The sequence below is a fragment of the Terribacillus sp. FSL K6-0262 genome, from assembly GCF_037977385.1.
Lineage (GTDB): Bacteria > Bacillota > Bacilli > Bacillales > Amphibacillaceae > Terribacillus.
The window spans coordinates 2,599,130-2,611,861 of record NZ_CP150277.1; the positions used below are offsets into that span (position 1 = coordinate 2,599,130).

13 protein-coding genes and 2 riboswitches are annotated in these 12,732 nt (G+C 48.2%); of the genes, 10 read left to right on the plus strand and 3 right to left on the minus strand.

Annotated features, from left to right (window positions below):
- From MHI54_RS13270 to MHI54_RS13300, 7 genes are all read left to right on the plus strand, one after another.
- Positions 1–1,428 (plus strand): aldehyde dehydrogenase family protein, encoded by a 1,428-nt coding sequence (locus tag MHI54_RS13270; protein WP_095216016.1) that lies wholly within the window; start codon positions 1–3, stop codon positions 1,426–1,428.
- Between the two features lie 33 nt (positions 1,429–1,461).
- A complete protein-coding gene (locus MHI54_RS13275) occupies positions 1,462–3,225 on the plus strand; it encodes a thiamine pyrophosphate-binding protein (RefSeq protein WP_095216015.1) in 1,764 nt (587 codons plus the stop codon).
- Between the two features lie 17 nt (positions 3,226–3,242).
- Positions 3,243–4,436, plus strand: coding sequence for a CaiB/BaiF CoA-transferase family protein (locus MHI54_RS13280; protein WP_095216014.1), 1,194 nt, complete (start codon positions 3,243–3,245; stop codon positions 4,434–4,436).
- 247 nt (positions 4,437–4,683) lie between these two features.
- Entirely contained in the window at positions 4,684–5,889 is a 1,206-nt protein-coding gene (locus MHI54_RS13285) for an MFS transporter (protein ID WP_340081829.1), read from the plus strand.
- Positions 5,890–5,979: 90 nt separating this feature from the next.
- Positions 5,980–6,816 carry a manganese catalase family protein gene (locus MHI54_RS13290; protein WP_095216012.1) on the plus strand — a complete coding sequence of 279 codons (837 nt, stop codon included), beginning with the start codon at positions 5,980–5,982 and terminating at the stop codon, positions 6,814–6,816.
- A gap of 127 nt (positions 6,817–6,943) precedes the next feature.
- Entirely contained in the window at positions 6,944–7,204 is a 261-nt protein-coding gene (locus MHI54_RS13295) for a holin (RefSeq protein ID WP_095216087.1), read from the plus strand.
- Between the two features lie 110 nt (positions 7,205–7,314).
- Positions 7,315–7,455, plus strand: a complete 141-nt coding sequence (locus MHI54_RS13300; RefSeq protein WP_158221533.1) for a hypothetical protein — start codon at positions 7,315–7,317, stop codon at positions 7,453–7,455.
- A gap of 127 nt (positions 7,456–7,582) precedes the next feature.
- Here MHI54_RS13300 and MHI54_RS13305 read toward each other — a convergent pair whose 3' ends face one another.
- Positions 7,583–8,143 carry a GNAT family N-acetyltransferase gene (locus MHI54_RS13305; protein ID WP_233135032.1) on the minus strand — a complete coding sequence of 187 codons (561 nt, stop codon included), beginning with the start codon at positions 8,141–8,143 and terminating at the stop codon, positions 7,583–7,585.
- A gap of 124 nt (positions 8,144–8,267) precedes the next feature.
- On the opposite strand from MHI54_RS13305, the gene MHI54_RS13310 reads away from it, so the two are divergent.
- Both MHI54_RS13310 and MHI54_RS13315 read left to right on the plus strand, forming a co-directional pair.
- Positions 8,268–8,570, plus strand: coding sequence for a hypothetical protein (locus tag MHI54_RS13310; protein ID WP_095216010.1), 303 nt, complete (start codon positions 8,268–8,270; stop codon positions 8,568–8,570).
- A 25-nt stretch (positions 8,571–8,595) separates the two neighbouring features.
- Complete coding sequence (locus MHI54_RS13315; RefSeq protein ID WP_095216009.1) at positions 8,596–8,898, plus strand: hypothetical protein; 303 nt, start codon at positions 8,596–8,598, stop codon at positions 8,896–8,898.
- A 186-nt stretch (positions 8,899–9,084) separates the two neighbouring features.
- Here MHI54_RS13315 and MHI54_RS13320 read toward each other — a convergent pair whose 3' ends face one another.
- Both MHI54_RS13320 and MHI54_RS13325 read right to left on the minus strand, forming a co-directional pair.
- Positions 9,085–9,435 (minus strand): P-II family nitrogen regulator, encoded by a 351-nt coding sequence (locus MHI54_RS13320; protein WP_095216008.1) that lies wholly within the window; start codon positions 9,433–9,435, stop codon positions 9,085–9,087.
- A gap of 24 nt (positions 9,436–9,459) precedes the next feature.
- Positions 9,460–10,677, minus strand: coding sequence for an ammonium transporter (locus tag MHI54_RS13325; protein WP_095216007.1), 1,218 nt, complete (start codon positions 10,675–10,677; stop codon positions 9,460–9,462).
- Positions 10,678–11,326: 649 nt separating this feature from the next.
- Positions 11,327–11,439, plus strand: a riboswitch (SAM riboswitch).
- A gap of 75 nt (positions 11,440–11,514) precedes the next feature.
- Between MHI54_RS13325 and metX the strand changes: the two genes are divergently transcribed.
- Complete coding sequence (gene metX / locus MHI54_RS13330; protein ID WP_095216006.1) at positions 11,515–12,585, plus strand: homoserine O-acetyltransferase; 1,071 nt, start codon at positions 11,515–11,517, stop codon at positions 12,583–12,585.
- Positions 12,584–12,692: riboswitch (SAM riboswitch) on the plus strand. Its footprint overlaps the gene before it by 2 nt.
- Positions 12,693–12,732: the final 40 nt, after the last annotated feature.

A 12,732-nucleotide genomic window follows, 5' to 3' on the forward strand; every position in this document is an offset into this window, starting at 1 on the left:
ATGCGAAAGGCCAGACCATTCGTGAATGGGGTTTGGGTAGAGGATGAACGGGAGCCGATTCCGGTCATAGGTCCCTATCAGGGTGAAAAAATCGGTGTCCAATTAACAGCGGACAAAAACGAAGTCGATCAGGCACTGGAGGCAGCGTATCTCCAGAAGAAGAAGGTGGCAAATCTTTCACCTGCATTCCGTGCAAAGGTGCTGTATCGCGCGGCAGACCTGCTGGAGGAACGGAAGGAAATATTTGCGAATCTGATTGCAAAGGAAGTGGGAAAAGCACTGAAAAGCACACGCGATGAAGTTGCTCGTTCCATCGAAACATTGCAGCTGTCAGCGGAGGAAGCGAAACGGCTTTTCGGGGAGACGCTGCCGGGAGGGGCATCTGAACGAGGGCTATCTTCCATGGCTTTGACTTTCCGCGTCCCAACAGGAGTAGTGGCTGCGATCACTCCTTTTAATGCACCGCTGAATTTGATTTGTCATAAGATCGGCCCGAGCTTTGCCGCTGGCAATGTCACCATCCTGAAACCTGCACCTCAAGCCCCCTTGATTGCAACGGCACTAGTGGAATTGCTGCTGGAAGCCGGCATGCCCGCGCAGGCAATTCATATGGTCTTGGGCGGAAAAGAGATAGGGGAACAGATCGTACAGGATGCGCGCGTGAATCTCGTTTCATTCACGGGAGGCGTTCCGGGGGGCAGGCAAATCAGCCGGGATGCCGGGATGAAAAAGGTGCTGCTGGAGCTTGGCGGCAATGCAGGTACCATTGTTCATCAGGATGCCGATGTCGGGCGGGCAGCAGTCATTTGTGCGAAGACGGCATTCAGCAATTCCGGCCAAAGCTGTATTTCCGTCCAGCGTATCTATGTCCATGAACGAATCTTCCAATCGTTTGTCGAAAAGCTGAAGCATGCTGCGGAAGGGCTTGTTGTCGGTGATCCGGAAGATGAGCGTACAGATGTCGGCTGTGTCGTAAATAGACAGACAGCTGAGCGGGTGAGGGGATGGATAGAGGAAGCAGTGGCAGAAGGAGCAGAGCTGATCTGCGGCGGGAGAGCAAACGGTGCCTCCATCGAACCAGCAATATTGCTCAATCCAAAAAAACAAAGCAAGGTCGTGTGCCAGGAAGTATTTGGTCCTGTTGTCAGTGTGCTGCCGTATGGGGAGCTTGATGAAGCCATCCAAGAGGTGAACGATTCGGTATTTGGTCTGCAAGCCGGCATTTTTTCAAATTCATTGGATGTCATCCGCAGGGCGGCAAAAGAGCTGGATGTCGGCGGTGTTGTCATTAATGGATCGTCGAACTTCCGCCTGGATCACTGGCCGTATGGCGGGATAAAAGACAGCGGCATCGGCAGGGAAGGCCCGCGCTTTGCTGCAGAAGAGATGACAGAGCTGAAGATGATCGTACTGCAGGATTTGCTGTAGGCAGAACAAGAAGAGCCAGGAGGGTATTCAATTATGAAAAAACTGATTTCGGAGCAGCTGGTCAAATACTTGGAATCCCGTGGTGTAAAGCATATTTTCGGACTATGCGGCCATACCAATATCGCAGTGCTGGCTGAATTGGAAAAAAGCTCGATCAAGTTCATCAATGTACGCCATGAGCAAATTGCCGCACATGCAGCAGATGGGTACGCCCGGGTGACAAAAAAGGCAGCAGTAGTACTGAGTCATCTAGGACCTGGTTTGACGAATGCTGCCACGGGTGTTGCCAATGCAGCCTTGGATTCCACGCCGATGGTTGTCATTGCAGGCGATGTACCGAGCTATTACTACGGGAAACATCCGCATCAGGAAGTGAATATGCACGCTGACGGCGCTCAATATGAAATTTATCGTCCGTTCGTCAAACGAGCATGGCGCGTCGATCAGGCAGAGCTTTTTCCGGAAATCCTTCAAAAAGCATTCCAGCTGGCAGAAAGCGGCCGCCCTGGTCCTGTCCTTATTTCTGTACCGATGGATATTTTCTCGACGAAAATCGAAGAAGGCCGTTTCGAGCGCTTGCACCATCATACCCAAGTGGTGGAAAGGCCTGGCTTGGATGAAGAGACAGCAGTGCGGATTGTGGAGAAATTGGCAAAGGCAGAGCGCCCGGTACTGTACGCCGGAGGCGGAATCATTCTGGCTGATGCCGCTTCCGAGCTGCAGGAATTCGTCGAGCATATGAATATACCGGTCGCCCATTCCTTGATGGGCAAGGGTGCCCTGCCTGATGATCATGAGCTGACCCTGGGCATGACTGGTTTTTGGGGAACAAAATTCATCAATGAGCAAACGAAGAATGCCGATTGCCTATTTGGGGCTGGCACCCGTTTTTCAGAAGCCGATTCAAGCTCCTGGTATGATGACGTAACCTTCCATTTTCCGAATACAAAATTGATTCATATCGATATCGATCCAAATGAAATCGGCCGCAATTATCCAGCGGAAATTGGTGCGGTGGCTGACTTGAAAAAGGCTTTCCTTGCATTGAATCGCGTGGCTAAGCGTTTATATCCGAACGGCATCAACCGAAATAAACACTTAAAAGAGATGATTTCCATTTATAGGAAATCATTGCGGGAGAGCATCTCAAAAAATGTGAGCAGCACATCCTTCCCGATGAAGCCCGAGCGCATCCTGGCCGAGGTTCGTGATGTTCTGCCGCGGGATGCATATCTCACGACGGATGTAGGCTGGAATAAAAATGGTGTCGGGCAGCAGTTCCCTATTTATACGCCAGGCTCCATTTTGACGCCAGGCGGTTTTGCCACGATGGGCTTTGGCAGTTCGGCTGCAATCGGGGCAAAAATAGCTGCACCTGAAAAAATAGTTGTTTCGCTGATAGGCGATGGCGGATTCGGACAAAATCCGTCTGTGCTCGCCACAGCAAAGGAAGAGAATATCCCGGTTGTTTGGGTTGTCATGAATAATAGTGCCTTTGGTACAATAGCCGGTTTGGAAATGGCACATTATGACACAACTTACGGAACACGATTCCAAGCGGATGGTAATAGCTATACACCGGACTTTGCCGCCATCGCGGAAGGATATGGCATAAAGGGGATCAAGATTGAAACCGCTGCGCAATTCAAAGTTGCGCTGAAGGAGGCAATTGCCGCCAACGAACCAGTGGTGATCGATGTAGCGATGAAAAATGAGCCAGTCCCGACAGATGGGAAATGGAATATCAATGATATATATTCACCTGATGATGAGAGATCACATGTAAGCATTCCATGAGGAAGGAGGAAAAGACCATGCCGACACCTTTGGCAGGTGTGAAAGTGCTTGATGTTTCCACAATGATTGCAGCACCATTCGGAACGGCTCTACTGGGGGACTTCGGAGCGGAAATTACCAAGGTGGAAATTCCGGGAAGAGGAGATACGTCAAGAAGTGTTGGTCCATTCAAGGATGATGAACCGCTGCGCTGGCCCGGCTTGTCCCGTAACAAAAAATCACTGACGCTGGATTTGCATAAAGCAGCTGGTGTGGAAATCATGAAAAAGCTGGCCGCGACCCATGATATCCTGGTGGAAAATTTTCGACCGGGGACACTGGAAAAATGGGGCGTCGGCTATGATGTCCTGAAAAAAATCAATCCGGATTTGATCATGATACGTGTTTCGGGCTACGGCCAGACTGGACCATACCGTGAAAAGGCAGGCTTCGGGACACCCGCGACAGCATTCAGCGGCTATACGTATTTACAAGGGTTCACAGACCGGCACCCGGTCAGTCCGCCTTTTTCCTTGACGGATTATATATGCGGAATCTATGTCGCCTTTGCTGCTGTCACTGCGCTGTATCACCGTGAAACGGATGTATCCGGCACCGGACAGATGATAGATATAGCACTCTATGAATCTGTTTTTCGCATGATGGAATTTCTCGTGGCCGAATATGATCAGCTCGGGAAGATCCGGGAACGTTCCCCTGGTTTGGCAGGGCATTCTTCTCCTTCGGGAACCTTCAAGACGCAGGATGGCCATTGGGTCGTGCTGGTTACGAGCACGGATACAACCTTCAATCGTCTGGCGGCTGCAATGGACCGTCCTGATTTATTGACAGACCGGCGCTATCATACCAATGCCAGCCGGCTGGAAAATAATGAAGCAATCAATCAAATCGTTGCCGATTGGATCAGCGGTCTGCCGCGGGAGGCTTTATTGAAAAAGCTGGATGAATTCGGGGTGCCGATCAGTCCGGTACTCAGCATAGCTGATATATTTGAAAATGAGCACTATCAGGCACGTGAAAATATCGTAGAAGTGAAGCATCCTCGACTTGGTGCCATCAAAGTACCTGGTATTGTGCCAAAATTTGAAAAGACACCGGGAAGCATCCGTTCGATTGCACCGGACTTGGGAGAAAATAACGAGGAAATCCTGAAGGAATTGGGTTATTCTCTTAAAGAGATAGAAGCGTTTAAACAAAACGGAGTTATATGAACCATAAGAAAAGGGAATGAAGAGGTACATCTTTCCTTTCGTATAACAATCAGCAAGGGTGAGGCAATCTGCCATCCTTGCTGATTTTTCTTTCTTCTTGCATCATTGAGTCCTTCTGACTGCTTTACAAAGTAATGGAAACGACTATAATGAAAAATATATTAATTAACTAAACTTAACTTTTTGGAGAATGATGCTATACGCAAAAGCGTGGAGTATGCTCTAGCTGCAGAAGGGGAAATGATCTGTGAAGAAGCCAATAAAAGAGCAAAAGTCGGTATTGATTATTTTATTGAGTAATTTGTTCATCGCATTTTTAGGGATGGGGCTTATCATACCGGTCATGCCGTCCTTTATGGATATCATGCATCTATCGGGCAAGACGATGGGGTATCTTGTCGCTGCCTTTGCTGGTGCGCAATTAATTATGTCTCCGTTCGCCGGCCGTTGGGTGGACCGATACGGAAGGAAGAAACTCATCACCGCGGGTTTGTTCCTTTTCGCTGTTTCCGAGCTGCTTTTCGGGCTGGCGACGCATGTTTGGCTGCTGTATTTATCCAGGATTCTGGGAGGGATCAGTGCTTCTTTCATCATGCCTGGTGTCACAGCGTATGTAGCCGATATCACCACGAATAAAGAACGCCCGAAAGCAATGGGGTATATTTCCGCGGCCATCAGCATGGGTTTTATCATCGGACCCGGCCTTGGCGGGTATATCGCTGAATATGGTATTCGCATGCCTTTTTATGTTGCTGCCGGCATTGCATTCCTGGCCTGCTTCCTCTCTGTTTTCATACTGAAGGAGCCTCTGTCCAAGGAACAGCTGGCTGAAATTGCGGCAAGTAAAAAAGGGACCAGCTTTGTCTTGGATTTGAAAAAATCATTGAATCCTATTTATTTCATTGCCTTTTTCATTGTATTTGTCCTGGCTTTCGGATTATCAACGTATGAAACGGTGTTCAGTTTGTTTTCCGATCACAAGTTCGGCTTTACGCCAAAGGACATAGCCGCGATCATCACGATCAGTTCGATTTTCGGTGTGATTGTGCAGGTCCTGTTATTCGGCAAAATGGTCGATCTTATGGGAGAGAAGCTGCTGATACAAGCATGCTTGATAATCGGCGGCATTCTGGCAATTGCATCAACCTTGATATCCAGCTTTATCATAGTGCTGGCGGTAACCTGCTTCATCTTTCTGGCATTCGATTTATTGCGCCCTGCACTTACGACATTCCTCTCCAGGACTGCCGGGAAGGAGCAAGGCTTTGTTGCCGGCATGAATTCGACTTATACAAGCTTGGGAAATATCATCGGCCCGGCACTGGGAGGAATCCTTTTCGATATCGATATTCATTTTCCTTATTTGTTTTCTGCGGTTATTTTGCTTTTTGGTCTCGTGATAACCTTCAGATGGAAAGGGAATGAGCAGCAAGAATCAGTGCTGGAAAATTGACCGCCTCCGATTACGGTCGATATTGGCATACTTTCGCTCCGCTGCTCATATAATCCTGCGTTGGATAAAATCAAAAGAGGTGGGGAAAGCATGTTCTATCACATCAAAGAACTGCAATACCAAGCTAAGCCATCTAAGCCGGATCCGGTTTTTGCGAGACAGCTGCAGGAAGTATTGGGCGGACAGTATGGTGAGATCACAGTTGCGATGCAGTATCTTACCCAAGGGTGGAATTCAAGAGCTGACGATAAGTACCGGGATTTGTTATTGGATACAGGAACAGAGGAACTCGCTCATATCGAAATGCTGGCAACCATGATAGCACGATTGCTGGATGACGCTCCTTTCGAGGATCAAAAGAATGCCTATGAAACAGATCCGGCATTGAATGCCATTTTGGGCGGAACGAATCCGCAGCATGGAATTGTGGCGGGTCTTGGAGCCATGGCGGCAGACGCAGCGGGTTATCCATGGAATGCTAAATATATCATCTCCAGCGGAAACCTGCTTGCCGATTTCCGGGCCAACTTGAATGCGGAATCCCAGGGGCGCCTGCAAGTGACACGCCTGTATGGTATGACGGATGATCCGGGTGTGCGTGATATGCTGTCCTTCCTGATTGCACGGGATACCATGCATCAGAACCAGTGGGCTGCGGCGATCAAGGAATTGGAGGAAAGAGAAGGAGACATCGTCGTACCGACGACGTTCCCAAGAAGATTGGAAAAAGGGGAAGTGGCATATACGTTATTCAACTTCTCCCGCGGCGATGCCAGCTCGAAAGGACGCTGGGCAAGCGGACCGAGTATGGACAGCAGGGGTCAATTCCATTATGTAGCGGAGCCGGAACCATTTGCCGGAGCACCGAAGCTCAAACCAGCTCCCTTCCTCTATCATAATACAATGCCGCCGAAATCGATGATGTAAGATACTGGACGTACAGCTTGTACGTCTTTTTTTAATGGGTCGTTATCAAATGCACAACCATTCTTGTCCGCATAGTATGCAGTACAAGAAGGAGGTGTGACTCATGGATCCGATTCAAAATGAGACAATGTATCAAGTGCTTGTATTTGCGACGATCCTTGCTCCGATCGTGACTGCAGTCATGGAGCTGGTGAAACGGACCTTTCCTCGTTTTGCACCCTACCATGCCATCCTTAGCGTTGTTGTCGGTGCGCTGCTTGGTGCGGCTGCTTATCCGTTTACGGACTTCGAGCTTGCTGCCAGGTTATGGGCAGGCGGAATTGCCGGCCTGGCCAGTACAGGTCTGTATAATACGCTCTTTACCAGAAAGCCTCCGCAGGATAGATAGTTTCAATGAGCCGGGAAAAGGAATAGTGAATAGTTGTGGGGGAGCCCTATTCATGAAAAACTATTACTGGGAAACCTTTTATTTCTATTCCTGCCTGGCTGCGGATCGACTTGGAAAGCGAGCATCTGTCTGACGAGGGACAAGATGTAAGCCTGACCCGGGATGATACGGATATCCATGCATGTGCAGATGGCGGTTATGTGGAAGTTCGTTATGATGATGCAGGTGGTGGAGAACAGCAAGCTGTATAGGAAGAATTGGATGGCGGCAGTTAGGAGCGTCATGACAGGATGCAGGAAGAAAAGGAAAATCTGACAAAAGGGAATATGAAGAAGAGAATGGAGGATGAATGCGGCGGGCTTCAGCAGAAGCCCGTCATTATTTTTGCATATAGATAAAAACAAGATGGTCTGTCCACTGACCGTTTTCAAAAATGAACCCCTTACGAATACATTCAAAACGCATGCCGACGCTTTTGGCTAATGCTATTGACTGCGGGTTATCCAAATTGATATGTGCTTCGACACGCTGATAGCGAAGCTCCGTCATGGCAGCTTCAAGCGCCAATCGCACTGCAGCCTTGCCGTAACCATTTCCCCAATATTGATTATGGATAGTGTAGCCGATCCTTCCCCATTGAAAATCATCCCGCGCCAATGTTGAAAAATCAATCATGCCAAGATGAGCACCGTCGGCTTGTCTGAACACGGCAAAGACATATGCCTTGTCATCAGCAGCGAGCTGCTGATGCTTGTCCACTAAAGCAGAAAACCATGTAGCTGTACATCCTGTCATATCGGGCAGCCCAGGATCATGGGGATGCTGGGAAAATTTACGCCGGCTGAAGCCGCTGAACCATTTGGAGTAGTCCGCCTTGGAGAGCGGCCGTATCAGGATCCCATCTGCATTTGCACGGAAATCAAAAGTCACTTCGTCCACCTCCCCCTTTACTATACCAGCAAATTCCATGTTTGCCCTCGGACAGTTTGACCATACACTCTTCCATGCAGCTGCATAGCTTATAACTGTAAGACGATAACAATTCAAAAAGGAGGAATCACCCATGGGAGAAAAATGGGAGAAAAAACATAAATTCGAAGGGGGAAATCAAACGATGAGCTACGACAAACATCGCCGTGATGATGATGATCAATTTGAAAGCGTAGAGGACACTGTCGAATCTGAAAGCAAATCCAAAAATAAGAACGAAAATTACAATTACAACTATGCAAAAGTTATCAAAAGCGGTAACGCATATGTAAATGTAAAAGCAAAATCCGATGCGGATGTAGAAGACGTGGCAGATATTGAAGATGACGAAGATAACGGCCATCGTGATCGCCACAGCCGCAAAAAGTGTAAATAATATCAATTAAAAAAGGAGAAGGACGATGAGCAATCTTAGAAAATACGAAAATAAGAATCCCTTCAGCAGAGAAGAAAACAAGAATCCTTTCAGCAGAAATGAAAATAGTTCCAACGTTGCATATAGCGGCAACTCGGATGTAGACGTAATTGTAGAAGTGAATACGATGCCGATCGCATATGCCATGCTATGTTCCTTGCGTGCAACGAAACAGATATCCGAGTTCGAATTCGAAGATGCTGTCAGGAAATTGAAGAAACTTGTAGATGAGGATCGCAGCTATAATCATAATGATCCAAAAACAGCTAAAATCTATCATTTAGAATAGTCGTATAGAGACAGCACCCCCGCTAGGCTGCGCCGCCAATGGCGGGAATGCTGATAGCAGCTTTCTGCTTCATCTTATGTGAACAATCGTCCTAATGTTACTTGTCTGCTCATTTTCTTCTCCATGCCAGCCTGTTCGGGCTGGCTTTTTACATAGAAGAAGCGCCCCCTTTAAGGAGCGCTTCCGTTACAAGGCTGCAGGACCTTGTTTTCCTGTATTGATATCGATCGTTTGCTGGATCGGATAGACGAATATTTTTCCGTCACCTGCTTTACCAGTATGAAGCGCACTTTTTGCTGCTTCGATGACATCATCCACTGGAACTGCGCTGACGACGATTTCGACTTTCAGCCGATCAAATACATTCTGCACTTTCTTGACGCCGCGGTATAACTCCGTATAGCCTTCTTCCAGGCCGCAGCCTTGCACGTGGGAGAACGTCATGCCGGATACCCCGATTTCAGCCATTTTCATTTTGAAAACTTCAAGATCTGCTGAGTTCCTTGTGATGATCTCAACCTTGAACATGTCACTCATATACCGTTCCTCCTTTTAGATTGATCAATCCTGGTAGGCACGTTCGCCGTGCATCGTCAGATCAAGACCTTTTGCTTCTTCTTCTTCTGTGGCACGTGCTTTGAAGATGAGGTTGACGATGGAGATCAAGATGAATGTCACAACCCCGACAAAGGCGAATGTTGCAATGATGGCAACTACCTGTCTCCATAATAGATCAATACCGCCGCCATAGAAAAGGCCATTGTGCTCGACGATTGCATTGATGGAGTCGCTTGCGAACAAGCCAGTCGCGATGCCGCCCCATGTACCGCCCACTGCATGCAATCCAAAGGCATCGAGTGCGTCATCATAACCAAGCTTCTGCTTCAGCCAGCCGACGCCCCAGAAGCAGACGATGCCGCCGATCAAGCCGATTGGAATGCTGGCAAGCGGGGAGACGAATCCAGCGGCAGGGGTGATGGCAACCAGCCCGGCGATCGCACCGGATACAGCTCCAAGCAGTGTCGGCTTTTTATTGATGATCCATTCAATGATCATCCATCCAAGTACACCAGCTGCTGCAGCAGTATTCGTATTGATAAAGGCGTACATTGCTACATCATCGAAAGCAAGTTCGCTGCCGACGTTGAATCCAAACCATCCGAACCAAAGCAATGCGCCGCCGATCAATGTGAAAATCAAGTTATGCGGTGCAGTGGAGCCGGCATTTTTACGTTTGCCGATGACGATTGCAACAACCAACCCAGCAAGACCGGAGGAGATATGGACAACGTTTCCGCCTGCGAAATCAAGCGCGCCCATTTCTGCGATCCAGCCGCCGCCCCAAACCCAGTGTGCCAGCGGGGAATAAACGATGAGGACCCAAAGAACTGTGAATAGAATGAATGCTGGAAAACGAATGCGTTCTGCATATGCGCCGGACACGATGGCTGTTGTCAGAATCGCAAATGTCATTTGGAACATCATGAATAAGTTGAATGGAATTGTATGTCCGGAGTCTGCGTTTGGATCGAAACCAACGTTATTCAGCCCGAAATAATCCAATCCCCCAATAATTCCGTTACCTGGTGAGAATGCCAGGGAAAAGCCGACAATGATCCAAATGATCGAAACGATTGCCATTGTCGTAAAGCTGTGCATCGTTGTGCTCAGCACATTCTTGCTTCTTACCAACCCGCCGTAGAAGAGTGCGAGTGCCGGTGTCATCAACCATACGAGGACGGTTGCGACGAACATGAATACCGTATTGGCCATATCCATTTTCTCTACCCCCTGAATGCCTTCTTTATTATTTGAAAATTTAAATCTTTTTTCATTATAAGTGCCCTGCAAAAAAATGTAACAAACTTGTCAGGATATCTTACGTGAATATTTCTGACCAAGTTGTGTAAGTGTTTACAGATTATTTGTCATAAAGCGTCACCAAAATAAGGTCTCCTATAGAAAGATGGGAAATGCGGGGCGATTTGTCCTCTTTGATTAACGGGAATGGAAGAGGGAGGGGAGTACATCTGCATCGGTGGTTTGACAGTAATTGTAAAGCATGATAGAATAATTAACGTCTTCAATATTTGAGTAACTTTATTGAAGATCTCTGGCATTCTGCTATAGTTTTAATCAGAAGTACTTATTCAGACTGGAGCGGCCAAGGAGCCGTAAGGATGCAATAGAGGTAGGGATTGCATCGTTTAAGTGAAAACTACCATGTGGAACAAGTACCGCGGCAGGAGAATGTATTAGGCATTCTCGCATAACAATAGAAAAAGTTACATTTTAAGCCCCGCATCGGCAATTGCCGATGCGGGGCGTCCAAATTTCCGGGAAGAATATCCTGATGGAAATTTCAGAATTTATAGTTGACTCCTATAAGAACCCCATGCTACAATCCTGTTAACAAATCAATAGCAAGCTCTTATCAAGAGAGGCGGAGGGACTGGCCCGATGATGCCCGGCAACCTGCAAGCAGAAATGCTTTTAAGGTGCTAATTCCTGAAAGTGCGCAGAGCACTTTAGAGATGAGAGAGACATGTCGGTACATATTGCCACCCTGTCCTCTCAGGGTGGCTTTTTTAGTTGGGGGGAGGAAGCATGCGGAGAATGGATTTACAACAGTCATACCAAACCGGCAAACTTCTCATCGGGGATATTGTGCTTGAATCAGGCAATATCCTGCCAAACGTCGAGGTGGCTTTTGAAAAAAGCGGACCCGCTTCGGGAGAAACGGTGCTTGTCTGTCATGCGTTGACGGGAGATCAGTTTGCAATCGGAACTGATGCAGCAACTGGATGGTGGAATGGATTGCTGCAGCCGGGCGGATACATCGATACCCGCCGATACCAAGTGATTACATTCAATGTATTGGGCGGGTGCAATGGGACAACGAGTGCATTGTCGGTAAACCCGGATTCGGGAAGCAGGTATGCGGCAGCCTTTCCGGCAATAACGATCAGGGACATGGTTTTGGTGCAGCGTCTTGCCTTGGAGAAACTGGGAATTGCTCATCTAAAGGCAGTAATCGGCGGATCATTGGGAGGGATGCAAGTACTGGAATGGGGCGTCATGTACCCTGATTTCATGGATGTGCTGATTCCGCTCGCAGCAACCCCCTTTGTGAGTGATTATGCGATTGCGTATAACCATTTGGCTAAGACAGCCATCACCTCCGATCCCGATTGGAACGATGGATACTATACACCGGACAGATTACCTGCGGCCGGTCTCGGACTTGCGCGGATGGTGGGGATGCTTACTTACCGTTCCGACCATCAATATAATGAACGTTTCCGCCGTGCTGCCTCCCGGAGGGATGATGCAGCTTACGAGGTGGAATCGTATTTGAACTATCAAGGAGAGAAGCTGGTCAATCGCTTTGATGCCAACTGCTATATGACTTTATTGGAAGCGATGAACAGTCATGATATCGGCAGGGGAAGAGGAGGATGGCAAGCAGCCGCCCGGAGAATAGACGCAATTGTGCTGACATTCGGATTTTCAAGAGATCTGCTATTTCCTCCAGAGGAGATAAGCCGCTTTGCTGCGGCAGTTCCAAGGGGAAGGCATGTGGATGTGGATACAATCTATGGGCATGATGGTTTTCTGCTGGAGTTCGAGAAGTGGGGACACCATATCAGGGAGGTACTCGAGCAGCCGATGAAAATTTCATATTGACTTATCAAGAGAGGTGGAGGGACTGGCCCGATGAAACCCGGCAACCTGTAAGCGGAAATGGCTTTTAAGGTGCTACATCCAGCAAACGGAAGTTTGGGAGATAAGGAGTTTCGTGCATAAGCAGCAGCTTCTTACCGGGAGCTGCTT